Annotated in this window: 19 protein-coding genes; 11 read left to right on the forward strand and 8 right to left on the reverse strand. The window is 71.0% G+C overall.

What is annotated here, in order from left to right; translation table 11 throughout:
* Positions 1–55: 55 nt before the first annotated feature.
* The 5 genes from QCD66_RS17285 to QCD66_RS17305 all read right to left on the reverse strand — a co-directional run bounded on the left by QCD66_RS17285 (position 56) and on the right by QCD66_RS17305 (position 6,651).
* Positions 56–691: a response regulator transcription factor gene (locus QCD66_RS17285; RefSeq protein WP_357534258.1), complete on the reverse strand. Its 636-nt coding sequence runs from the start codon at positions 689–691 to the stop codon at positions 56–58.
* Positions 676–2,022, reverse strand: a complete 1,347-nt coding sequence (locus QCD66_RS17290) for a sensor histidine kinase (RefSeq protein WP_375734520.1) — start codon at positions 2,020–2,022, stop codon at positions 676–678. Before QCD66_RS17290 ends, QCD66_RS17285 begins: the two co-directional genes overlap by 16 nt.
* A complete protein-coding gene (locus QCD66_RS17295) occupies positions 2,016–4,553 on the reverse strand; it encodes an FtsX-like permease family protein (protein ID WP_375734521.1) in 2,538 nt (845 codons plus the stop codon). Before QCD66_RS17295 ends, QCD66_RS17290 begins: the two co-directional genes overlap by 7 nt.
* Entirely contained in the window at positions 4,550–5,323 is a 774-nt protein-coding gene (locus QCD66_RS17300; RefSeq protein ID WP_375734534.1) for an ABC transporter ATP-binding protein, read from the reverse strand. Before QCD66_RS17300 ends, QCD66_RS17295 begins: the two co-directional genes overlap by 4 nt.
* 863 nt (positions 5,324–6,186) lie before the next feature.
* Positions 6,187–6,651, reverse strand: coding sequence for a hypothetical protein (locus tag QCD66_RS17305; protein ID WP_375734522.1), 465 nt, complete (start codon positions 6,649–6,651; stop codon positions 6,187–6,189).
* A 104-nt stretch (positions 6,652–6,755) separates the two neighbouring features.
* On the opposite strand from QCD66_RS17305, the gene QCD66_RS17310 reads away from it, so the two are divergent.
* On the forward strand, positions 6,756–7,601 hold the full coding sequence (locus QCD66_RS17310; protein WP_364217250.1) for a maleylpyruvate isomerase N-terminal domain-containing protein: 846 nt from the start codon (positions 6,756–6,758) through the stop codon (positions 7,599–7,601).
* 284 nt (positions 7,602–7,885) lie between these two features.
* On the forward strand, positions 7,886–10,147 hold the full coding sequence (locus QCD66_RS17315; RefSeq protein WP_375734523.1) for a cellulose binding domain-containing protein: 2,262 nt from the start codon (positions 7,886–7,888) through the stop codon (positions 10,145–10,147).
* 104 nt (positions 10,148–10,251) lie between these two features.
* Here QCD66_RS17315 and QCD66_RS17320 read toward each other — a convergent pair whose 3' ends face one another.
* Positions 10,252–11,292 carry a methyltransferase gene (locus QCD66_RS17320; RefSeq protein ID WP_375734524.1) on the reverse strand — a complete coding sequence of 347 codons (1,041 nt, stop codon included), beginning with the start codon at positions 11,290–11,292 and terminating at the stop codon, positions 10,252–10,254.
* A 36-nt stretch (positions 11,293–11,328) separates the two neighbouring features.
* Positions 11,329–12,555, reverse strand: coding sequence for a cytochrome P450 (locus tag QCD66_RS17325; protein WP_375734525.1), 1,227 nt, complete (start codon positions 12,553–12,555; stop codon positions 11,329–11,331).
* 523 nt (positions 12,556–13,078) lie between these two features.
* Between QCD66_RS17325 and QCD66_RS17330 the strand changes: the two genes are divergently transcribed.
* Positions 13,079–14,206 (forward strand): glycine amidinotransferase, encoded by a 1,128-nt coding sequence (locus tag QCD66_RS17330; RefSeq protein ID WP_375734535.1) that lies wholly within the window; start codon positions 13,079–13,081, stop codon positions 14,204–14,206.
* Positions 14,207–14,255: 49 nt separating this feature from the next.
* On the opposite strand, the gene dpgD is transcribed toward QCD66_RS17330, so the two are convergent.
* Positions 14,256–15,056 (reverse strand): enoyl-CoA-hydratase DpgD, encoded by an 801-nt coding sequence (gene dpgD, locus QCD66_RS17335; protein WP_364217260.1) that lies wholly within the window; start codon positions 15,054–15,056, stop codon positions 14,256–14,258.
* 26 nt (positions 15,057–15,082) lie between these two features.
* Between dpgD and dpgA the strand changes: the two genes are divergently transcribed.
* The 8 genes from dpgA to QCD66_RS17375 are packed head-to-tail and all read left to right on the forward strand — an operon-like array spanning position 15,083 to position 24,659.
* Positions 15,083–16,192, forward strand: a complete 1,110-nt coding sequence (gene dpgA, locus QCD66_RS17340) for a 3,5-dihydroxyphenylacetyl-CoA synthase DpgA (RefSeq protein WP_364217262.1) — start codon at positions 15,083–15,085, stop codon at positions 16,190–16,192.
* Between the two features lie 10 nt (positions 16,193–16,202).
* Positions 16,203–17,009, forward strand: a complete 807-nt coding sequence (dpgB, locus tag QCD66_RS17345) for an enoyl-CoA-hydratase DpgB (protein WP_364217264.1) — start codon at positions 16,203–16,205, stop codon at positions 17,007–17,009.
* Complete coding sequence (gene dpgC, locus QCD66_RS17350) at positions 17,006–18,322, forward strand: (3,5-dihydroxyphenyl)acetyl-CoA 1,2-dioxygenase DpgC (RefSeq protein WP_375734526.1); 1,317 nt, start codon at positions 17,006–17,008, stop codon at positions 18,320–18,322. Before dpgB ends, dpgC begins: the two co-directional genes overlap by 4 nt.
* Positions 18,319–19,692 (forward strand): PLP-dependent aminotransferase family protein, encoded by a 1,374-nt coding sequence (locus tag QCD66_RS17355; RefSeq protein WP_364217268.1) that lies wholly within the window; start codon positions 18,319–18,321, stop codon positions 19,690–19,692. Before dpgC ends, QCD66_RS17355 begins: the two co-directional genes overlap by 4 nt.
* Positions 19,689–21,002 carry a peptide ligase PGM1-related protein gene (locus QCD66_RS17360; protein WP_375734527.1) on the forward strand — a complete coding sequence of 438 codons (1,314 nt, stop codon included), beginning with the start codon at positions 19,689–19,691 and terminating at the stop codon, positions 21,000–21,002. The genes QCD66_RS17355 and QCD66_RS17360 overlap by 4 nt, the downstream gene beginning before the upstream one ends.
* Positions 21,003–21,014: 12 nt before the next feature.
* On the forward strand, positions 21,015–22,229 hold the full coding sequence (locus QCD66_RS17365) for a DegT/DnrJ/EryC1/StrS family aminotransferase (RefSeq protein ID WP_364217272.1): 1,215 nt from the start codon (positions 21,015–21,017) through the stop codon (positions 22,227–22,229).
* Positions 22,222–23,982 (forward strand): carbamoyltransferase, encoded by a 1,761-nt coding sequence (locus QCD66_RS17370; RefSeq protein WP_375734528.1) that lies wholly within the window; start codon positions 22,222–22,224, stop codon positions 23,980–23,982. The genes QCD66_RS17365 and QCD66_RS17370 overlap by 8 nt, the downstream gene beginning before the upstream one ends.
* The gene (locus QCD66_RS17375; protein WP_375734529.1) at positions 23,982–24,659 is read left to right on the forward strand and encodes a PIG-L deacetylase family protein; all 678 of its coding nucleotides are present in this window, start codon (positions 23,982–23,984) and stop codon (positions 24,657–24,659) included. Before QCD66_RS17370 ends, QCD66_RS17375 begins: the two co-directional genes overlap by 1 nt.
* Positions 24,660–24,670: the final 11 nt, after the last annotated feature.

The following is a 24,670-nucleotide window of genomic DNA, read 5'->3' on the forward strand; positions in this document are numbered from 1 at the left end:
GGTACGCGGCCAGGCGCTCGGCGGTGAACCGGTACGGGCTCCGTGGCGGCATCAGTTACCGCCGGAGATAGGTCAAGACGGCTTGGACACGTTTGTGCGTGGTGTCGTCGGCGCCGAGGTCGAGCTTGGCGAAGATGCGGTTGATGTGCTTGGCGACCGCCGCCTCGGTGACGACCAGCGTTTCGGCGATCGCGGTGTTGGTCTTGCCTTCGGCCATGAGTGCGAGCACGTCGGTTTCACGCGGGGTGAGCTTGTCGAGGTGGGATCGGTGCCGGAGGAGCTTGCGGACCACCTGGGGGTCGATGACCTCGCCGCCCGAGGCGATGGTGTCGAGCGCGCGAAGGAACTCGTCCACGTCGCCGACGCGGTCCTTGAGGAGGTATCCGATCCCGCCTTCGCCCGTGGTGAGCAGGTCGGCGGCAGCCCGGCCGGAGACGATCTGCGAGAGCACGAGGATGCGTTCGGTCGGGTTGGTCGCTCGCAGTGTGCGTGCGGCCTCGATGCCTTCGTCCGTGTGTGTCGGTGGCATGCGCACGTCGACGATCGTGAGGTCGGGACGGTGGGTGCGTACCGCGTCCAGGAGCGCGCTGCCGTCCCCGACGGCAGCGACCACCTCGTGGCCGGCCGTGGCGAGGAGCCGGGCCAGTCCTTCTCTGAGCAGGGCGGCGTCTTCGGCTATGACGATGCGCACGGGACCTCCAGTGTGACGCGGGTGGGGCCACCGACGGGGCTGGTGATCTTGACGCGGCCGCCAAGCGTCTCGATCCGGTCGATGACGCCGAGTAGCCCCGTGCCGTCGGGGCGTGCGCCGCCACGGCCGTCGTCCTCGACCGTGACGTACAGCGTGCCGTCCGGTGTGTGACGTGCGGCGAGCAGGACCGCACCGGCCTGGGCGTGTTTCGCGACGTTGGTGAACAGTTCGCTCGCGGCGAAGTAGATGCCGACCTCCACATCGCCCGGCAGGCCGGCCGGCAGGTCGATGTGCGCGGAGGTGCTCAGGCCGGCGGCTTCGGCGCGGACGGTGAGTTCATCGAGCGCTTCGGCGAGGTCATGGTCGCGTAGCGCGGCGGGATAGATGCCATGCACGATGTCACGGAGTTCGTTGACGGCCTGTTGCGCGTCGGCACGGGCCTGGTCGATGAGCGGCGTGATGTCGTCCCCGCGGTCGTGCTGATACCGCAGAGAACCGAGCGTCATGATCACGGCGGTGAGTCGCTGTTGGGCGCCGTCGTGCAGATCACGCTCGATCCGCCGCCTTTCGGCATCGAAAGCGGTGGTGATCCGCGCACGGGACCGCGTGATGTCGTCCAGTTGCCCGGCGAGCTTGGTGTCCGGCTCGCTGATGAGCAGGCGAGTGAGGTGTCGCTGGCCTTCGGCGGCAAGGGTCACCAGATAGAGGCCGAGCATCAGGACGAGTGCGCCGAGGGCGGCGAAGCCGAGTTGAGCGAGCGGGTTCTCATTGACCGTCGAGGTCGGCAGGTCCGACACGGTGGTGACGGCGGTGGGATCGACACCGAGGACGAGGAGGACGAACAACGCGATGCTGGAAGCGATGGTCGCGGCGGGAACGAGTAGCACGACGGTGAGCAGGGCGAAGCTCAGCACGGACAGCGGTACCAGGACCACGCCGTGGAGCAGTTCGGTCCACGTGACCCGTTCACGAGCCCGCAGTCGCATCCAGGTGGCGAACCCCGGCGAGGCGGCCGCGGCGTGCGGATTCGGGACGGGTCTGCGATCCACCCACCGCAGGCGCCAGCGTTCGACGCGACCGAGAGGCAGGCCCGCGAGTGCCAGCAGGGGCCAGCAGGTCATCGCCCACACCATCGAGACAGCGGGGGTCGTCGCGAGATAGGCGAGCGACCGCCACGGCCAGGAGGTCACCAGGAGACGCATCGGATGACGACGCAACGCCGCGCCGGGGGTCGCGATCGTCGCGCGCCCCGAAGACTCGACCGGAGGTACCGGAATCCGCACGCGGTCCATCTTCGCCTGCTCGTCGGAGGCGGCGCGGGGCATCACCATGCCCGGACCCCTTCGAGTGGATCGGCCGTCATCGCGGTGCGCGCGGGAGCGAGAGTCCCGAGAAACGCGGCCAGGTAGGCGCACCCGACGATCGCGAGGAAGGCCGGGCCGACGAAAGGCAGCCAGATCGTGTCGGTGAGCAGGTATCCGTAGCCGATCATCGTGATGGCCGCGATGGCGGTGCCGGCGATGGCCGCGGTGGTGGCGACCACGAGGGCCTCGACCAGGAGCGACCCGGCGACCTGCGGGCGGCGTGCCCCGGCGAGTCGGAGCAGCGCGAACTCGCGCTTGCGGGACATGGTGGACGAGATCAGCACATTGATCGCGGAGACTCCCGCGTAGCCGCCCAGGATGACGACGACCATGAGGACGATCCAGTTGTCGCCGCTGGCCTGCGCCGCCACCTGCGCCAGATGCTCGTCACGGTCGGTGGCCTGTGCCCCGGGGACGGCGGCCGACAGCGCACCGTTGATGGCGGTCAAGGCATCGCCGCGGCCGGTGCCGGGATCGAGGGCGACATAGATGGCGGAGGCGAAGGGTTCCAGGACGTGCGGGGTGAGCGTGTCCAGCGGCAGGACCGTGTCGCTGACGCCCATCGGGTCACGGTAGATCGTGCTGAGTAGGGCGCTACCGGGTGTTCCATCCGGATAGCGGAAGGCCACCTGGTCGCCGATCCGCCAGCCCTTCTCGTCGGCGACGATCTGTGACATGGCGATGCTGCCTTCGTCGAAGTCCGCCCACGTCCCGGCCACGACCTCGTAGTCGAGCACCTGATCGAATCCGGCCGGGTCCACGCCGGTCACCGTGCCGTTCGAGCGCATCGTCGGTGGATCGTCGAGGATCAGGCGCGACGAGATGCTGCCGGATGCCGCCGCGACACCCGGCACGTCCGCCAGCGCGTCGACCGCGCTGAACGGCACGCCGAGCTGGACACCTCCGGTCACCACGACATCGGCGGTCACCTGATCGGCATAGACCTGGGAGCGCGCCTGGTAGTTCGCGCTGTCCTGGAACAGCAGCACCGCGCTGACCGCCACCAGCAGGGTCAGCGGCACCGAAACCCCGGCCGCGCGACGCAGGTCGGAGCGGATCGACCGCTCCGCGACGAAGCCGCCGAACCACCGACGCAGCAGTCCGCCCAGCGGCGCCAGGACGCCCCGCAACAGCGTCGACCCGAGCACGACCAAGGCGCCGATGAGCAGGGGGAACGCCATCACGATGAGCATGAGCGCGATCGTGCCGCCCAGGGTCGTGACCGGACCTCCCAGGGCGAACGCTCCCGCCAGGCAGACGACAGCCGTCCCCAGCAGCACCCATCCGAAGACGACCCTGCCTCGCCCCGTCGCGCCGCTGGGGTTGTCGGACTCGCGCAACGCCTCCAGCGGTGCGATGCGCGTCGCTCGTCGTGCGGGAAGCCAGGCCGCCACCAGCGCCGCCAGCACCGCGGCAGCCGCCCCGCCCGACAGCGCTGTCGGCTCCGGTGACACCACGGCTCCCCGGGCCATCAGTCCCTGTGCGATGAAGAACTGACGTGCCAGTTCGGCAAGCGCGATACCGACGCCTGCTCCGACAACACCGCCGAGCGCGCCGATGATGGCGGCCTCCCAGGTGACGAGGCGGCGAATCAGCCGCGGTCTGGTGCCGACGATCCGCAACATCGCCAACTCACGTCGTCGCTGCCCGATCGAGACCGTGAGGGTGCTGGAGATGACGAACACCGCGATCGCCAACGCCAGGAATGCGATCACCATGAGGAACTGGCTGGACCCGCCCGCGAGCTCGGCCTGGCGCAGATCGAGCTGAAGGCTACCCGCGCGGGCCTCGCCGGTGAGCACCTGGAAGCCGGGGACGGCCTTTCGCAGCGCATCGATGTCCGTGGTCGACACCAATGCCGCGACCGGGGCGCCGCCGAACCGTACGGCCGTCTCGCCGTCGAAGAACAGGGCGTGCTCGAACTGCTCACCCGGCCGACTCACGATGCCGGTCACCGTGAACTCCTCGGTGCCGGTGGCCAGCACGACCCGTACCGGGTCACCCACGTCGATGCCGGCGGCTGTCGCCACGGACTCATCGACCGCCACGTCACCTGGCCGGCTCGGCTCCCGCCCGGTACTGAGCGAGGCGGCGTCGGCGAGCGCGGTCGACCATGGATGCCCCCAGGAACGGGTGAAGGCGTCGCCGGTCACCGCGCCATCCGAGGCGATCATGTAGGCGGGGAACGGCGACTCCAAAGCAGCCGCCGTGACACCGGGCGCGTTGCGGATGGCGTCGATCTGCTCGCCGGTCAGCCGTGGCATGGACGGCAGATCGAGCACGAGCCCGCTGTTCAAGGTGACGTTCGCCGGCGGCTTGACCACGGCGTCGACGGCCTCGAACCGCCAGCTCGTCACGCTCGCGGCGCCTTGCTGCTCCTGCGAGCTGGCGATCAGCAGAGTCGCCGTCACCAGCGATGATCCCACCACGACCGAGAACAGGGCCGCCAAGATGGCGAGCTTCCGCCGCACCAGACTCCGCCACGCCAGGACGATCACGCCGCTGCCCCTCTCGGCGTCAGCCGGGCCAGGATCGCCTCGGCCGAGGGGTTCCGCAGCTCGCCCTCCACGCGACCGTCTCTGAGGAACACGACCCGGTGCGAGTGCGCTGCGGCGGCGGGATCGTGCGTCACCATCACGATCGTCTGCCCGAACCGCTCGACAGCCAGCCGCAGGAAGTGCAGCACCTCACCGCCGGTGTGGGAGTCCAGGTTCCCGGTCGGCTCGTCGGCGAACACGACCGCCGGACGATGCGCCAATGCCCGCGCGATTGCCACCCGCTGCTGCTGTCCGCCCGAAAGCTCGCTGGGCCGATGCCGCAGACGATCAGTGAGACCAAGTACCCGCACCACGTGAGACATCCATTCCGGATCGATCCGAGGCCCACCGATACGTTCACCCAGGGTGATGTTCTCCTCGGCGGTCAGCGTCGGGATCAGGTTGAACGCCTGGAACACGAATCCCAGCCGGTCGCGCCGCAGCATCGTCAACTGCGTATCCGACAGACGCGCGAGGTCCGCGCCGGCCACGACCACCGAACCCGAACTCGGACGCTCCAGACCCGCCAGACAATGCAGCAACGTCGACTTGCCCGACCCCGACGGCCCCATGATCGACGTGAACCGGCCAGCCTCGAACGCGACCGAAACCCGATCCAGAGCCGTCACGGCGGCACTCTGACGCCCGAAGGACTTGACCAACTCGGCGGCGTATACGACGGGCGCGTTCGCCGGGGCTTCCGGCCGCGGGGGAGACGAGGAAAGACTCATACGTCCATCCCACGCGAACGCCCCGGGCAGATCGATGGCGCCAGCCACACACTTCGCGGTAACCCAGGCATTACCGTCGGGCGTACGCGGGACCTCGTGTGAAGGGTGGGCCGTCGACGTGGACCTGGTCCGGCCCGTCACCGTTTTCGGCGGTCGTCAGCTCGAGGAGCGTTTCGGCCGACGCTCCACCGGTCGCCCTGCGAGCGGCGCGAACCATGTCACCCGTACCAATGGAAGGAATATCCGACATCTCGGGTCGGCGCTCTACTGAAGTCGTACCGCGGGCTGCCCGTACCTGACCAAGGGGAGGGGCCGTCCGGCCAGGCGGTGTGGCCGGGCATGTCGTACGGGGGCAACACCTCGTTCGGCGAGGCGTGGGGTGCCAAGGGCGGGCCCAACTGGCCGGACTACCGGGCGATCAACGATCATCTCGCCCGGCTGCAACTGGTGCTCCGGCAGGGCCGGCCGACCTTCGACGTGGCCCTGTACCCAGCCCGGCACCTACGGATGCCGTCGGCGAAGGTGTCGGACGGGCGGCTGGTCTCGAAGGCCGGCGCATACCGACCGCCATCCTCGCCGACCAGGCGACGATGGTGGTCGACACCGCCCGCCGGCTGCTCGAACTGGCACGCGACGGACCACCGGTCGTCTTCGTCGGTGAGAGCTGCCCTCGTCGACCCCGGGCTTCCACGACACGGCGGCACAGGATCGCGAGCTGCGTCGCCTGATCGCCCAGCTGGCCGCGCGGCGCGGCGTGCACCGGGTCGCAGACCTCGCCGCCGTGCCGGAACTGCTCGCCCGGCTCGGGATAGCGCCGGCCGCCACGCCCACGACGCCGACAAGATGATCGACTCCGACCGCGGCTACCCAGCGGTCGCCAACTGCTGCGCCAGCCGGTCCAGGCCGCCCTTGATCAGCCGCCCGTAGTCGTCATCGCCGAGCGCGCCGATCCCCGCCTGCGCACGCTGGAGGCACTCCCGGGCACGGCCGAGATCGCCGACCTTGCGGTAGCACTCACCCAGGTTGACATGCAACGACGGATACAAACCAGCCACCGACATCGGCACCCCGGCCCGCGCGACCCGAGCATCGGTGAGCAGGTCGGCCGCCGCCAGCGCTCGCTCGTCCCAGACCAGCTCCTGGTGGACGTCGTCCTGCACATCGGCCATCGAGTGCGCGAGGACGCAGACATGCAAGGGATCGCCTCGCTCGCCACCGATCTCGTCCCAGATCTGGGCGAACAAGTCGCGGGCAGCCTCACGCTGGCCGTGATGATGATGCAACTGCACGCCTTGATTGATACGGGTGAGCGTTTCATCGTTGATCATCAGCGGCTCCTTTCGCGACGATGGCATGGATCGTACGTCCGTCCCGGCGGAGATCGGCGATCTCGGGTAGCGAACCGTCACGTCGACCAGCCATCGTGGACGGCATGATGGTGACTGCCGACCAATGGGACCGGGTACGTGGCTCCGTACCGGTCGTGCTCCGACGACTGCTCGCTCTCGTCGACGGCGTGCCGCCCGACCGGGTGGTGACCGCGCACTGGACTGTCGCGGACACGCTGGCCCACCTGGTCAGCGTTGCCGCGGTCGACGTCGCGCTGGTCCGGGACGCGGCACCGGATCTGCCGGGGCGCCCGCTCGGCGACCTCCTGGCGGCCACCACCGTCGACACGGTGGCCGACATGAACCGCCGGATCCTGGCCGACTTCACCGAACGCGACGTGCCGACGCTGACCGCCCGGTTGCGGTCCGATGTCGACGAACTGCTCGCGGCCACGTCCGAGGTCGGTCCACTGCCCCAGGTGAGCTGGCTGGGTGGTGCCCGCCTGCCGATGGCCGGGCTGCTCGCGCACCTGCTCAACGAGCTGAACATCCATGCCTGGGACATCGCGCGGGCCACCGGGGCGCGGTGGGAGATCGATCCGCGCGACGCCGCACTGTTCTTCGACCTGTTCCTGGTCGGGGTGGTCCGCTGCGGCTACGGGCGGCTGGTCGACCACGACGGCCCGGTACGCCGCGGCCGCCTCTCGGTCACCTTCCGTTCCACGGTCAGCCCCGCGGTGACCTTCGCCCTCACCGACGGGCTGGTGACCGTGGAGGAGCCGGACCCCCGACCGGACGTACGGGTCTCCTACGATCCCGCCACGTTCGGCCTGATGCTCTTCGGGCGGGTCTCCCGGGTCCGGGCGGTGCTCGCCGGGAAGCTGTCCGTCGGTGGACGGCGGCCGTGGTTGCTGCCGACCTTCATGGCGACGATGCGCATGCCGTCCTGACGGCGGGCCGCGCCGGCCGGGGCACGCGACGGCGGCTGCGGTGCCAGTGGCGGCCTTCGATGTTGTGCGTGGAAAGCGGTTGCCCTACAATGCGGGAGAGCCGGAACCGTCCTTTCAACGGCGTTTCCAACCGATCTGCGGCCCCACCGTCGCCGCACCGCATCCACCGCCGCGCCCGGCAGGCCGGCGGACGCCGGCCCGGGCAGGTCGGCGCCTCGGCGGCTGTGGCGACCCGGGCGCAGAGTTCCGGTGGTACGCATCCGGATCCCCGGAGGCGATCGTCCATGCACCTGTCCAGACATCGAATCACCCTGCTCGCCACCACCACGCTCGGCGCGCTGGCACTCAGCACCTTCGGCGCTGTGCTCGCGTCGGCGGCCGCCGCCGGCTGCCGCGTCGACTACCAGACAACCAACCAGTGGCAGGGCGGCTTCGGCGCCAACGTCACCGTCACCAACCTCGGCGACCCGATCGACGGTTGGACCCTGACCTGGTCGTACGCCGCCGGCCAGCAGGTCACCCAGGCATGGAACGCCACGGTCGATCAGAGCGGTGCCCAGGTGACCGCCCGCAACGTCGGCTACAACGCCACCATCGCCACGAACGGCAACGTCGCATTCGGCTTCAACGGCTCCTGGACCGGCAGCAACCCGGTGCCGTCCGGCTTCGTCCTCAACGGCACCACGTGCACCGGCGGGGTCACGCCGACCGCCACCACCTCCGGCCCGACCACCCCGCCACCGACCACCCCGCCACCGACGACACCGCCACCCACGACCCCGCCACCGGCGCCCGGAACCCGGCAGGCCGAGAACCTGGACCGGGGCCTGGTCAGTGTCCGGTCCGGCAACGGCAACCTGGTCTCGTGGCGCCTGCTGGGCACCGAGACCACCGGTGTGTCCTTCAACCTCTACCGGGGCGGCACCAGGCTGAACGCGACGCCGATCACCGGCGCCACCAACTACCTCGACGCCGGCGCCGCAGCCAACGCCGGCTACACCGTCCGGGCCGTGATCAACGGGGTCGAGCAGGCGGCGTCCCCGGCCGCGTTGCAGTTCCCGAGCGGCTACCTGGACGTGCCGTTGCAGGTTCCGGCGGCTGGCAGCACCCCGTCGGGGGAGTCGTACACGTACTCCGCGAACGACGCCTCGGTCGGTGACCTCGACGGCGACGGCCGCTACGAGTTCGTGGTCAAGTGGGACCCGTCGAACGCCAAGGACAACTCGCAGTCCGGCTACACCGGCAACGTCTACGTCGACGCGTACACCCTGACCGGGACCCGGTTGTGGCGCATCGACCTGGGTCGCAACATCCGGGCCGGCGCGCACTACACCCAGTTCCAGGTCTACGACTACGACGGCGACGGCCGCGCCGAGGTGGCGATGAAGACCGCCGACGGCACCCGCTCCGGCACCGGGCAGGTGATCGGTTCGGCGTCGGCCGACCACCGCAACTCCTCCGGCTACGTGCTCGCCGGCCCGGAGTACCTGACCGTCTTCGACGGCCGGACCGGCGCGATCGCGGCCACCACGGACTACGTACCGGCCCGGGGCACCGTCTCGTCGTGGGGCGACTCGTACGGCAACCGGGTGGACCGGTTCCTGGCCGGCACCGCCTACCTCGACGGCACCCGCCCCTCGCTGATCATGGCCCGGGGCTACTACACCCGCTCGGTCATCGTCGCCTGGGACTACCGCAACGGCGCGCTGACCCGGCGCTGGACGTTCGACTCCAACTCCTCGACCAACGGATCGGCGTGGGCTGGGCAGGGCAACCACTCGCTGTCGATCGCCGACGTCGACGGCGACGGCCGGCAGGAGGTCGTCTACGGCGCGATGGTGGTCGACGACGACGGGCGCGGCCTGTGGACCAACCGCCTCGGGCACGGCGACGCCGGCCACGTCGGCGATCTCGACCCGAACCGGCCGGGACTGGAGTACTTCAAGGTCAGCGAGAACGCGTCCAGCCCGTCGTCGTGGCTCGCCGACGCCCGTACCGGGCAGTTGATCTGGCAGACGGCACCCGGCGGCGACAACGGGCGTGGCGTGGCCGGCGACATCTACGCCGGCAGCCCGGGCGCCGAATCCTGGTCCTCGGCGGTGGACGGCCTGCGCAGCGTCACCGGGGCGAACGTCGGCCGCAAGCCGTCGTCGACGAACTTCCTGATCTGGTGGGACGGCGACCCGGTCCGGGAACTGCTCGACGCCACCCGGATCGACAAGTACGGCACCGGCGGCGACACCCGGCTGCTCAACGGCAGCGGGGTGGCGTCGAACAACGGCACCAAGGCCACTCCGGCGCTGTCCGGCGACATCCTCGGCGACTGGCGCGAAGAGGTCGTCTGGCGCACCACGGACAGCCGGGCGTTGCGGATCTACAGCACCCCGACGCCCACCGACCGCCGGATCCACACCCTGATGCACGACCTGCAGTACCGGGTGGCGATCGCCTGGCAGAACACCGCCTACAACCAGCCGCCGCACCCGAGCTTCTTCATCGGTGCCGGCATGTCCAACCCGCCGGCCCCCGACGTCTACCTCCGCTGACGACCTGGCCCCGGGCCCGCCCGGCCCGGGGCCGCACCCGGATCCGGCTCGATGCTTCGCGGCGGTCGGGGCGGGGCGGGCGGGTCGTGTGCCGGGCACGCAGGCTACTCCTTCGTCGCCACGACGAGGCCGTGCTCGTACGGCAGGCCGGTGTACGACCTGACGTCGCCGAAACCCGCCTGCCGTGCCCATTGCTCGTAGTCGCCGACCGGGTACGTCATGCCGGTGCCGGTGGCGAGCACGTTGAGGTAGAGCGAGAGCCGGGCCGAGTAGACGCCGCCGTCCTCGTCGTCGGAGGCGTGGAAGCCGTAGATGAACAGCCGCCCGGAGGCCGGTAGCGCCTCGTACGCCTTCCGCAGCAGGGTGAGGATCTGCTCGCCGGAGAAGACCTCCAGGACGTGGCTGAACAGCACGGCGTCCGCTCCGGCCGGCAGCGGATCCGCGAACAGGTCTCCCGGGTGCAGCCGGATCCGGTCGCCGTCGGGGGTGTCGCCGGCGAGTCGGGTGACGCTCGGCATGTCGAAGATGGTCACCTCGGCCGACGGGAAACGCTCGGCGAACGCCCGTGCGGTCGTGCCATCGCCGCCGCCGACGTCCAGCAGGTGCCGGACGGTGGCGATCTCCGGGTTGTCGAGCAACGCCGGCATCGTCTGTAGCGTGAACGCGGACATCGAGCGGTGCAGCACCGCCTCGAGCTCCGGCTGGTGCGCCAGGCGCTGGTAGAGCGTCGGCTCGGTCCCGGGGTGCGCGGCCAGCGCGGTGTTGGTGCCGGCCGACATCGCCTCGGTCAGGTGCGGGTACGCCGGGTAGTAGATCTGCTGCCAGCCGGCAAGGATGTGCCGCCAGCTGGCCGGACCGTCGGAGGTCAGCAGTTCCTCGGCGGCGCGGGTGTTGTGGTACCCGCCGTCGCGACGCCGTACCAGGCCGGTCGCGCACAGCGCGTGCATCAGGACCCGCGTCTGGTGTGCCGGGAGCCGGGCGGCCTGCTGGATCTCGGCGGGGCCGGCGCCGGGGTGCCGCGACAGGAGGGCGAAGACACCCAGGTCGAGCCCGGTGACGACGGCGTTGAACAGGGCCGGACCGTTCACGATGAGGTGGAACCGTTCGTAGATCGGGTCGTCCGGTGAGGTCGCTGCTGTGGTCATGCTGGTCCTTTCGACATCGGGGTGCGGGACCACCGGTCACCAGGTGACCGGCAGATGGTGGACGCCGTAGAAGCCCATGTCGACGGAGAGATGGACGTCCTGCGTCGGCACAGCCAGGCGCAGCGAGGGGAACCGGCGCAGCAGAGCCGGATAGGCGATGCGCATCTGGACCCGGGCCAGGTTCTGACCGATGCACTGGTGCACGCCGAAGCCGAACGCCAGGTGGCCCCGCGCCGGCCGGGCGAGGTCGAGGGTGTCCGGGCCGGTGAAACGGGCCGGGTCGCGGTTGGCTGCCGGCAGCGAGACCGTCACGCTCTCGCCGGCACGGATGGGCACCCCACCGATCTCGACATCCTCCAGGGGCGTCCTGGGTACGCCGAAGTGGAAGATGGACAGGTACCGCAGCAACTCGTCCACCGCGTTGGTGACGTCGACGTTCCCGTCGTGCAGCAGCCGCAACTGCTCCGGGTGGCACAGCAGGGCGAACGTGCCGAGGCCGAGCATGCTCGCCACGGTCTCGTGCCCGGCGGTGAGCAGCAGCACGCCAACGCCGGTGAGTTCCTCCTCGCTCAGTCGGCCGCTCGCGCTGAGCGCACCGAGCAGGTCACCGGGAGGCTCCTGACGGGGCCGGCGCACCAGGTCGCGCAGCAGCGTATCGAGGGCCGCCATGGCCGCGTCCGCCTCGTCGGCGGTGACCTCGAGACTGAACAGGGTCACGCTGTTTCGCTGGAACTCGGCGCGTTCGGCGTACGGCACACCGAGTAGCTCGCAGATCACCATCGACGGGATCGGTAGCGCGAAGGCGTCCACCAGGTCGCACGGGCCGCCAGCGGCCGCCATGGCGTCGAGACGCTCGGCGACGATCCGCTCGATGCGCGGGGTCAGCGCCTCGGCCCGGTGGACGGTGAAGTGCCCGGCGAGCAGTCGCCGCAATCGTGTGTGGTCCGGCGGGTCCATGTCCAGGAACCAGCCGGGTAGGGCGGGCCGGCCGTAGAACGGGGCGACGCTCGGGCGGGCGACCGGGACCCGTTTGAGTTCCGAGCGGGCGCTGAAACGCTGGTCGGCGAGGATGGCGCGGGCGACCGCATGACCGGTGACGAGCCAGCCGAGGTGTCCGTCCGGGTAGCGCAGGCGGGTCACGGGGCCTGTCCGCCGCAGCTCGGCGAGACGGTCGGGAGGGTCGAAGGGGTTGCTGCGTAGGGTCGGCATGCCAGCCGGTTCGGAGCCGGTGCTGCTGGGCTGCTGGGTCACGTCGGTTGTCACGCCGGTCCGCTCCTGATCGCCGATCGTGCTTGTCGCGGGGTGTCGACCGGTCCGCCGTCGGACCGTCCGTCACGCAAGGGCGCGCCCGCGAACGCCTCGGGGACGTTCTCGGGCTGCCGGAAGCCGTCGCCGGCCGGATGGGCGCAGCGACGAGTGAACCGCGATCGTCAGCGGTCCCGTGAATCCCCCGTTGGGTGGCAGAGCATATGAGCGCACGAGCACGTCCGTCAATGTCTTGACGGGTGCAGTGATTCAGTTTAGGGTCCTAATAGTTGCATCTGACGTTCCACGGGGGAGTGTTCACATGTATCTGATCGAACGCTTTCCGAGGCGACCATACGGCCTTTCGGTGCGATTCTGACGCACCCTCTGCCTCTTGGGGTCCAACCTCGACCGCCGGCCGATTCGGCTGCTGAAGCTTGTTTCAACGCGCTGCTGACCTGTCTCTGACACTTCGCTTCATGGACACGTGCCATCCCGGGCTCGTGCCATGAACCGTGTCCGCATTCCTTGGGGAAGGTGCATGGAACTCAATAGCTACGACGAATGGTCGCCGCTCAAAGAAGTCATTGTCGGGTCCGCCGAGAATTACACTTCCCATGAGCGGGAACTGTCGTTCGACCTGTTCTTCCACGACAACATCGTGCGAACCGAATGGTATTACCCCAGGTTGTCGTCGGGCCCGGCGGCGGGCCCGACCCGCTCGACGATCAAGCAGCGCTACGTCGACGAGCTCAACGAGGACGTCGAGGGCATCGCGAAGACCCTCGAGTCGCTCGACGTGCGGGTACACCGGCCGCTGCGCCTGGACGAGACCACCACGCAGGTCCGCACCCTCGCCTGGTCCGCCGCGGTGGTGCCGCCGCTCAACGTGCGGGACAACACCGTCATCCTGGGCGACGAGATCATCGAGACGCCGCCGATGATCCGATCGCGGTACTTCGAAACCCAGTTCCTGACGCCCGTGTTCGCCGACTACTTCCGCCGCGGCGCTCGCTGGACCGTCATGCCCCGGCCGATCATGACCGACGCGTCGTTCGACCTCTCCTACGTCAACAGCACCGCCGGCGGTCCGACCGAGGTGATCGAGGACCCGCGGGAGTCGGTCTACGACGTCGGCCCCGAGATGATGTTCGACGGTGCGCAGTGCCTGCGCCTCGGCCGCGACATCGTCGTGAACGTCTCGACGGCGAACCACGCGCTGGCCTGCGACTGGCTGGAGCGCCACCTCGAGGGCCGCTTCCGTATCCACCGGGTCTTCCGCCTCAGCGACAGCCACATCGACAGCATGGTCCTGGCGCTGCGTCCCGGTGTGCTGCTGGTGCGCTCGGAGGCCGTCGCGCAGGCCCTGCCCGAGCCGCTGCGGAAGTGGAAGATGATCATTCCGCCGCTCCCGACGGAGAACACCTTCCCGCGGTACGACGACGATGACCTCGTCCTGACCAGCCCCTTCATCGACATGAACGTGTTGAGCGTCAGCCCGGACACCGTCTTGGTCAACGACGCGTGCCCGGACCTCATGCGGACGCTGGAGCGCCACGGGTTCACCACCGTGCCGGTCCGGCACCGCCACCGGCGCCTGTTCGGCGGCGGCTTCCACTGCTTCACGCTCGACACGGTCCGCGAGGGCGGGCCGGAGGACTACCTGTAGAGCCGCTTCGCAGCGATCCCACCCCTCGACAGGAGTACCCGTGCCGTTGCTAGGTGCCAGACCACTCCGGCGGGCGTTTCTGCACGAACGCCAGCGGCCCCTCCCGGGCGTCGCGGCTGCGCACGCGTCGTTCCTCCCAGACGAAGCGGCTCGCGAATGCCTGCTCCAGCGGCATGGTCGCCGCCTTGGCCGTGGCCTCCTTCACCGCGCGCACCGCCAGCGGGGCGCAGCGCAACAGGTCGTCGACCCACCCGGCGACGCACTCGTCGAGTTCGCCGGCCGGCACCACGTCGTTGACGAGGCCGAGTTCGTAGGCCCGGCGGGCCGTCAGCGGCCGGCCGGTCATGAGGTGCCCGAGCGCGGTACGCAACGGCAGTTGCCGGGCAAGCCGGAACACCCCGCCGGCACCCGCCACCAGACCGAGGCGGGCCTCCGGCAACGCGAACCGGGCATCCTCGGCGGCGACGATGATGTCGCAGGCGAGGGCCAGTTCGAACCCACCGCCGTAGGCGTAGCCACGGACCTTCGCGACGAGCGGCTTGGCGAGCTGCAACCGCTCGGTGAGCCGCGGCCAGCCGGGCAGGTCACGACTGCCGAAAGTGGACTGACCGGCGGTGCCGGCCTCGATCCGCGCGGCCAGCTCCTTGAGGTCCTGACCCACGCTGAACGCACGGTCGCCGGCCCCCGACAGCACGCCGACCCACACGTCGTCGTCGGCCTCGAAATCGTCCCACACCTCGCGGAGCTCCTCGTGCATCCGCAGGTCCATCGCGTTGAGCACGGCGGGCCGGTTGAGAGTGACGTGGGCGACGCGGCCCGACTTCTCGTAGGTGACCCGGGAGTGCCGCACACCGTCAATGTACTGCGGCGGCGAGCATGAGCGTCACACCGGCGCCGGCCCTGCCACGTATCACGGCGGTGGGCACGGCGGTGCCTCCGGACTCCTACACCCAGGCAGAGCTGCTGGAGGCATTCCGGATCACCGACCCGCGGGTGCGGTCGGTGTTTCTCAACGGCGGCATCGAGCGACGCAACCTCGTCCTGCCACCCGTCGGTCCCGACGGCGCGCACCGCCCGGAGACGCAGGGCGAACTGTTGCGCAAGCACCTGACGAACGGCCTACGCACCGGCGCCGAGGCCGTCCGGGTGTGCCTCCGTCGGGCCGGGGTGAGCCTTCGCGACGTGCGCTACCTGTGCTGCGTATCCTCGACCGGATTCCTCACCCCGGGCTTCAGCGCGCTGCTCATCAAGGAGCTCGGCCTCGACGTCGACTGCTCGCGTCTCGACGTCGTCGGCATGGGCTGCAACGCGGGGCTCAACGCGCTCAACGCGGCCGCCGGCTGGGCCAGCACCCACCCGGGCGACCTCGCCGTCATGGTCTGTATCGAGGCGTGCTCGGCGGCGTACGTCTTTGACGGCACGATGCGTACGTCCGTGGTCAACAGCCTCTTCGGCGACGGCGCCGCGGCCGTCACCCTCGTCGCCGGCGGCGAACCGGACGGCGGCGAACCGGACGGCAGCCGCGAACCGGTTGGCGTCCGCCCCGGGCCGCGGCTGCTGCGGTTCGCCAGCCACATCATCCCGGACGCGGTCGGCGCGATGCGCTACGACTGGGACGACGACGCCGGCCGGTTCAGCTTCTACCTGGACCCACAGGTGCCCTACGTCGTCGGCGCCAACGCCGAGGAGTCCATCGACCGGCTGCTCGGTGCGGCGGGCCTGCGGCGCTCGCAGGTCGCCCACTGGATCGTGCACTCCGGGGGCCGGAAGGTCGTCGACTCGGTACGCGTCAACCTCGGGCTGAGCCGGCACGACGTGCGGCACACGATCGGCGTCCTGCGTGACCACGGAAACCTGTCCAGCGGGTCCTTCCTGTTCTCGTACGAGCGGCTGCTCGCCGAGGACACGGTCGTGCCCGGCGACTACGGCGTGCTGATGACCATGGGACCGGGTTCGACCATCGAGCTCGCGCTCGTGCGCTGGTGAGGAGATGGCGATGGCACGACACATGCTCGACCTGGTCGGCGACCAGGGCATCTACCTGGAGGTCGATGACCGGCAGTCGCTGCGCGAGCTCACCGGGCTGCTCCAGTCGGCGTGCGTCCAGGCGGAGGAGCGGCGTTCCCCCTCGGTCATCGTGCTGCGGCTCGGCACGATCCCGCCCGTCGAGCGCAGCTGGCCCGGCGACGTCGGCGTCCAGGACGTCAACCGGTGGGAACGCGCCGTACGGCGGCTGGAAAGGCTCGGGGTCGTGACGATCGCCGTGGCCGGCGGTACCTGTGGCGGGCCGGCTCTGGACGTGCTGCTCGCCGCCGACTACCGCATCGCCACCATCAACCTGCAACTGCTGCTGCCGGTCAACGACGGCCACTTCTGGCCCGGCATGGCAACGCACCGGCTGGTGCACCAGATCGGCGTGGCCCGGGCCCGCCAGATCGTGCTGTGGGGTGACGAGCTGTCCGCCCGGCGCGCCCTGGACATCGGCCTCGTCGACGAGATCACCGACGACGCGGCCGACGCCATCCAGGCCGCCGTGGTGCTGCTCGGGCGAGCCGCCGGCGCTGACCTGCGGGTCCGACGGCAGCTGCTGCTGGAGGCCGCCTCCACGCCGTTCGAGGACGCGCTCGGGTCGCACCTGGCCGCCTGCGATCGGGAACTGCGCCGCGCACACCCGCGCGGCGACGCCACCGGGCGAATCCGTGGCACCGCCGACCGCGCCGACCCCGACCGTCCGGCGGACCCCGACCGGGAAGCCGCAGAGCACGGGACCGGCCACGAGACAGACGGCGGATCGGGCCGATGAGGACGGATCCGCGGGCCCGTGTGGAGCGCTGGCAGACCGACGTGCCTACCGTCGGGGGCCCGCTGGAAGCCGACGCGGCCACGCTGTCCGCCTACACCGGGCGCGGCGAGGAACTGCTCGCCGCGCTGCCCGCCAGGTACGACCGCGACGGCGCGGCGCAGCACCTCGCCGACCGCATCCACGCCGCCTGCCGTACGGCCCGCGACCGGTTCGTCGGCCGGCACGCCGAGGCCGTGCACGCCGCGCTGACCGACGGACTGCGCGTCCACCGGGGCGTGGCCGAGCTCGCCGCGGCCGCCGCCGAGGCCTTCCCGGGCCTGGTACCGACCGGCACGCAGCTGGCTGCCGAACGCGCACTCCCGCAGCGGGACAAGGAGGGCCGCGAGATCGATCAGGGACTGTTCTTCCGGGGACTGCTGCGCTCGCCCTCGGCCGGCGCGCACCTGCTGGAGTCGATGCGCCGCCCGACGGCCCGGGCCGTCGAGCTGCTGCCCCGGCTGCGCTCCGAGGGCGGCCTGAACCTCGGCCCGGTCGCTCTGCACTGCGACGCGGGCGTGGCCCGGCTGACCATGCAGAACCTGCACTGCCTCAACGCGGAGGACGACGCGCAGGTCGCCGCGATGGAGACCGCGGTGGACCTGGCCCTGCTCCACGACGACGTACGGGTGCTGCTGCTGCGCGGTGGCATCATGACCCACCCCCGCTACGCGGGTCGCCGGGTGTTCAGCGCCGGGATCAACCTGCGTGACCTCGTCGCGGGGCGGATCTCCTTCACCGGCTTCCTGCTGGGCCGGGAGCTCGGCTACGTCAGCAAGCTCGTGCACGGACTGCGACTCGACGACGGCACCGACGCGCAGAAGCCGTGGGTCGCGGCGGTCGACACGTTCGCGATCGGCGGCGGCATGCAGTTGCTGCTCGTCGCCGACCGGGTCGTCGCCGGCGCGGACGCCTGGTTCAGCCTGCCGGCGGCGAAGGAGGGCATCGTCCCGGGCGCGGCGAACCTGCGCCTCGCCAGGCTGACCGGGGCCCGGCTGGCCCGCCGGATCATCCTCGGCGGCCGGCGGGTCCACGCCCGCGACGCCGACGCCGGGCTCCTCTGCGACGACGTCGTGCCGCCGGACGAGGTGGGTGACGCGGCGCGACGCGCGGCCGCCGAACTGGACTCCGCGGCGGTCCTCGCCAACCGTCGGATGCTCAACCTCGCCGAGGAACCGACCGACGCGTTACGCGCCTACCTGGCCGAGTTCGCCTACGTGCAGGCCTGCCGACTGCACAGCCCCGACGTCGTCGCCAGGGCCGGAGCGTCGGCATGACCGGCGCCGCGGTGCGGGTCCACCTCGACGAGGAGCTGCTGCACCCGTCGCTGCGCGATCCCGCGCTGAGCTCGATCGGCTTCCTCAACGAGGTGATGGCCCGCTATCCCGAGGCGATCTCGTTCGCGCCGGGCGCCCCCGACCTGACGCACCTGGCCGGCGCCGACCTGGCCGGGTACGTCGACAGCTACCTGGCGCACGTGCAACGGACCCGTGGCATCGGCCCGGAGCGGGCGCGCCGGCTGCTGTTCGAGTACGGGCCGAGCGCCGGACTGATCAACGACCTCGTCGCGGCGGCCCTGCGCGCCGACGGCGGACCCGACGTGCCGTCCGAGGCGATCGTCGTGACGGTCGGCGCCCAGGAGGCGCTGCTGCTGGTCCTGCGGGCGCTGTTTCGCGACGGCGCCGACGTGCTCGCCGTGAGCAGCCCGTGCTTCCCCGGGATCACCGGGGCCGCCCGGCTGCTCGACATCGCCGTCGCTCCGTTCGCCGAGTCCCCCGGCGGCCCGGACCTCGACCGGCTGGCCGCGCTCTGCGCCGAGGCGCGTGGCCGGAACCGCCGCGTCCGGGCGGTCTACGTCGCGCCCGACTACGCCAACCCGGGCGGGACCCGAATGGGCCTGCCCGACCGACGGCGCCTGCTCGCGCTGGCCGAGCGGGAGAACCTGCTGATCATCGAGGACAACGTCTACGGGTTCACCGCGCCGCTCGGCGACACACTGCCCGGCCTCAAGGAACTCGACGAGACCGGCCGGGTCGTCATGGTCGGCTCGTTCGCCAAGGTCTGCCTGCCCGGCGCGCGCGTCGGCTTCGTCGTGGCCGACCAGACGGTGCGCGGTGCCGGCGGGGACCGGCTGCTCGCCGTCGAGCTGGCCGCGCTCAAGGGCATGACCACGATCAACACGGCGCCGGTCTGCCAGGCCGTCGTCGGTGGCATGCTGCTGCGCCACGGCGGGTCGCTGGCGGCGCTCGGCCGGGCGCGGGCCGCCACGTACCGGCGCGGCCTGCGCGGGCTGCTCGACGCGCTGGACCGCCACGTCGCGCCGGTCGCACCGCCGACCGTGCGGTGGAACCGGCCCGACGGGGGGTTCTTCGTCCTGATGGACCTTCCGGTCCCGGCGGACCTCACGCTGCTGTCGCACTGCGCGCAGCACTACGGCGTGCTGTGGACCCCGATGGCGGGCTTCCACCCCGACGGCGGCGGTCGCAACCGGCTGCGGCTGTCCTGCAGCTACCTGACCGCGGACCGCATCGAGGAGGGCGTCGCCCGCCTGGCCCGGTTCCTGAGCCGGCTGCCCGCGCACCACGACGGCGCCGGCGCGTCCGCGATCTTCCGCACCAACCGGACAAGTGAGGATGTGACGCGGTGAGACTGCTCATCGGCAACAGCACCGACATCGACCTGGTCGGTGAGTTCGAGAAGGCCGGCGCGGCCTGGTGGGCGCAGCGGCTGGTCTGGTTCGCCCGCGAGGGCGACGTACTGGTGCTGCCGGCGCTGCCGGAAGACGACTACGTCGACTACGTCACCGGTGTGCTCGGCGTCGACCGGAGTTCGCTGCGGCTGCTGGTGCCACCGCCCGGCGCCGACGGGGCGGCCCGGTTGACCGCGGACCGCCTCGCCGACCCGTCGTTCCTGGCCGACCTCGACGCGGCCCTCGCCGGCCGTACGGTCGAGCAGGTCCTCGCCACCTGGCCCGCCGCGCCCGTCGTCGCCCTCGCCCGCCGGATCGGCGCGGCGGACCTGCTGCCCGGCCAGGCGTTCGTGAGCCAGGGCGGCGGCGCGCTGGTCAACAGCAAGGCGGTCTTCCGGGCCGTCGCCGCGGGCGCCGGGGTACCCATCCCGCAGGGCGCCGTCTGCGCCAACCCGGCGGCCGCGGAACAGGAGATCTGGGATCTGCTCGCCGAGGACCGCGCGGTGATCATCAAGCACGAGTTCTACTCCGGCGGCGTCGGCAACCACATCCTCAGCCGCGGCGAGGGCGTCCAGCCCCTGGGCGCTCCCCGCGTGTCGATCATGCCGGACCGCCCGGCGGTCGCGAAGTTCATCGCCGCCGAGTGGGACAGGTACACCAGCGGGGGCCGGCACCGCCTCGTCGTCGAGGAGTACTTCCCGGGAAGCCGGGCGGTCTTCTCCGAGCTGCTCATCACCGATGGCGGGATCCAGTTCGGCACCGACGGCGAGATGTTCTACGTGCCGATCGCCAACGCGCAGGCCATTCCGGCACCGGACCAGCCGGCCGACCGCATGGCCGCGGTCACCGAGCACGCCCGGCGGCTCTGCGAGCCGCTACGCGCCATGGGCTACCGGGGCTGGCTCTCCGCCGACGCGATCGTGACACCCGGCGGCGCGGTCTACTTCACCGAGTACAACGGCCGGATCACCGGCTCCACGCACCTGCACGAGGTCCTCGGTCGCCGGGTCGTGGGGCCGGACTTCGCCCGCGACCGGGTCCTGTTCGAGCGGGTCGGCTGGCGGGCCCCGTCGTTTCGGGAGGCGGTGGACGCGGTCGAGGCCGCCGGTCTGGCCTACGACCCGGCGACCCGCACCGGCGCACTGTTCTGCAGCGCCTACGACCCGGACGCGGGATCGGTCTGGTACTGCGCCGTGGCGCCCGACATGGACGCGATCCGGGTGCTGGAGGAGCGGCTCGCGTCGCTGTTCCCGCAGCAGCCGAGCTGAGAGGGGCACCCGATGTCGGTAAAAGAGCCGGTCCTGCTCGGCGGCCGGCCGCTGCTCACCGAGACGCCGCCGTTGGCGCGGCCGCCACTGCTGCGCGAGCACGGTGACCTCCTGGCTGTCTTCGGCGACATCGTCGCCGGCGGCACCCTGACCAAAGGCGGTCACCTCGCCGCACTGGAAGTCGAGTTGGCGCGGTTCCTCGGTGTCGCGCACGCCGTGGCGGTGTCCAGCTGCACGAGCGGGCTGATGCTCCTCATGCGCGGCCTGAGCCCGGGCGGCGCGGTCGTCATGCCCAGCTTCACGTTCATGGCCAGCGCACACGCCGCGCGCTGGAACGGCCTGCGGCCGGTCTTCGCCGACATCGAATCCGGCGGGTTCGGTCTGTCGGCGTCGGCCGCGTCCGCCGCGGTCGACGACCGCACCGTGGCGATCCTGGGGGTGCACGTCTTCGGCACCCCGTGCGACGCCGACGCCCTGGCCGAGGTCGCCGCGGCGCGCGGGGTGCCGCTGCTGCTCGACGCGGCCCCGGCGTTCGGCGCGGTCTACCCCGACGGTACGCGGGTCGGCGGCAAGGGACTCGCCGAGGTGTTCAGTCTCAGCCCGACCAAGCCGTTCACCGCCGGCGAGGGCGGCATCATCACCACCGCGAACGAGGACCTCGCCCGGGAGTTGCGCACCGCCAGGGAGTACGGCAACCCGGGCACCTTCGACAGCCTCTTCGTCGGCCTCAACGCCCGGATGCCGGAGCTGTCCGCGGCGCTCGCCCTGCACCAGCTGCCGGGCTTCCCGGACCTGCTGGCTCGCCGGTTGGCGCTCGTCGACCGGTACCGCGCGGCGCTCGCCGACGTACCCGGGATCGAGTTTCCGCGGGTGCCGCCCGGCGCGACGAGCACCCACAAGGATCTTTCCCTCACGATCGACCCGGCGCGGTTCGGCCTCGACCGGGACACCCTCGTCGTCGCGCTGCGCGCGGAGAACGTCCCGACCCGCAACTACTTCGACCCGCCCGTGCACCGCCAGACCGCCTACCGCCAGGTGGCGTCCGGGCCGCTGCCCAACACCGAGGCCCGCGCCGCGGCGGTCGTCGCGGTGCCGCTGTACAGCGGGATGACCGACGACGTCGTGGACCGGATCTGCGCGGTCGTCCGCCGCATCCAGGCCCACGCCGACGGCGTCGCGCAGGCCGTGCGGTCCACCCCGCGGATCAGGAGTGTCGAACATGTCTGACCAGGTGTTTCTCGGAATATCCACCGCCGAGTTCGACCCAGCGGTGGCCGCGGTCGTCGACGGTCGTGTCGTCGCCTACGCCGAGGAGGAACGTTTCCTGCGGGTGAAGCACGCGCCGGGGCGCTACCCGGACCGGGCGCTGCGTTACTGCCTGGAGACGGCCGGGGTGCGACTCGACGAGGTCGCATCGGTCACCATCGGCTACGACCTGGCCGCCTACACCGATGGCCGGATGCGGCGGTTCTTCGACGCGATGGCGCGGGAATGGCCGCTGGACCAGGCCACCCTGGACTGGCAGCGCGGCTGTCTGCGTGAGTTCGACATCGCCGGGCAGACCGCGAAGCACCACTACCACTGGCGGCGTCAGTTCGGCGACATCACGTTCCCGCCGATCCGCTTCGCGCCGCACCACTACACCCACGCGTTCCAGTCGGCGATGGAGTCGCCGTTCGAGTCGGCCGTCGTGCTGACCCTGGACGGCTCCGGCGACCAGCACACCACCGTCCTGTGGCTGAAGCGGGGCGAGGTGCTCACGCCCCTGCGCGAGGTGTGCATGCCGCACTCCCTCGGTTGGTTCTACGCCGCGTTCACCGAGTATCTCGGGTTCGACGCCTACGACGGCGAGTACAAGGTGATGGGCCTCGCCGCGCACGGCGGGCCGGACCCGATCCTGGCGGACCTCGTCGGCCAGGTGCTGCTGCCGGCCTCCGACGGGGTCGAGTACCGGCTCGACCCGTCCTACATCCACTACGGGGAGCACCGCTACTCGCGGCGGTTCACCGACAAGCTCGTCAAGCTGCTCGGCGCGGCGCCGCGCCTGCCCCGCGACCCGGTGACCCGCTGGCACATGGATCTCGCCTTCGCGGTGCAGCAGGCGCTGGAGGAGGCGGCGTGCCGGTTGATTCGCTGGGGAATCGCGCGGACCGGCGTCTCCGATGTCTGTGTCGGCGGTGGGGTCGGCCTGAACGTGAAGATGAACTCGCGGATCTTCGCGCTGCCCGAGGTCACCGACGTCTTCGCCCACCCGCTCTGCGCCGACAACGGCCAGGCGGTGGGTGCCGCGCTGGTCACCTGCCACCGGGAGACCGGGGCGCTGCCACCGCCGCTCGCATCCCTCGCGTGGGGCCCGGAGCAGGGCAACGAGGAGATCGAGCGGGTCCTGCGCAACGCCGGCGTCGCGTACACCCGCAGCGAGGACGTCTGCGAGACGGTCGCCGCCGACCTGGCCGCGGGCCGGCTCGTGGCCTGGTGCCAGGGGCGGTTGGAAGCGGGACCGCGGGCCCTCGGGCAGCGCAGCATCCTCGCCGACCCGCGCAGCGTCGAGGTCCGCGACCGGGTCAACGCCGCGGTCAAGCAGCGGGAGTTGTGGCGCCCGTTCGGTCCGTCGATGATCGCTTCGGCGGCCGGGCGCTACTTCGAGCACCACACCGACTCGCGGTACATGACGATGGCGTTCCCGGCGAGCGGAGCGCTGCGCCGCGACGCTCCGGCGATCGTGCACGTCGACGGCAGCTCCCGGGTGCAGATCGTGCACGAGTCGGCGAACCCCCGCTACCACCGGCTCATCGAGCGGTTCGGTGAGCGCACCGGTGTGCCGGTGGTGCTCAACACCTCGTTCAACGTCCGCGGTGAGCCGATCGTGTCCACGACGGAGGACGCGCTGCGGACGTTCTTCGCCACCGGCCTGGACGTGCTGGCCGTCGGCGACTTCATCGTGCGCAAACACCCGACCGACATGGCAGGAGGCAGGTAATGGCACAGCGGCGCATCCTCGTGGTCGCGGCCCATCCCGACGACGAGATCCTCGGCATGGGCGGGACCATCGCGAAACACGCGCTGCACGAGAGCGCGGAGGTCGCGGTGCTGTGGGTCTCCGAGGGCAGTTCGACGCAGTATCCGGGTGACGAGCAGATCGCCCAGCAGAAGTTCCGCGAGGCCGAGGCGGCGGCGAAGACCCTCGGGGTGACGCACTGCATGCAGCGCACGCTGCCCGACATGCGCCTGGACACCGTCGGGCACGTCGAGGTGAACCGGGTCGTGGAGGAGGCGGTCGACGAGTTCGGCCCCGACACGGTCTACACCGTCCATCCGGACGTCAACCTGGACCACCGCACGGTCTTCCGCTCGGTCATGGTGGCGACGCGTCCCTATGCCGGAAGTTCGGTACGGCGGGTGCTCAGCTACGCCACCACGTCCGGCATCGAGTGGACGCCACCGTTCGAGGCGTCGTTCGCGCCGAACGTCTTCGTCGATGTCACCGCCACCATCGAGGACAAGGTGTCCGCCTTCTCCTGCTACCAGACCGAGACCCGGCCGTGGCCGCACCCGCGGTCGTCACGTGCGATCAGGGCGAACGCGGAGAGCTGGGGCAGCGGCGTCGGCTGGGCCTACGCCGAGCCCTTCGTCCTGATCCGTGAACTGCGCACCTGACGGGTCGGCCC

It is taken from the genome of Polymorphospora sp. A560 (assembly GCF_045781765.1).
Lineage (GTDB): Bacteria > Actinomycetota > Actinomycetes > Mycobacteriales > Micromonosporaceae > Polymorphospora > Polymorphospora lycopeni.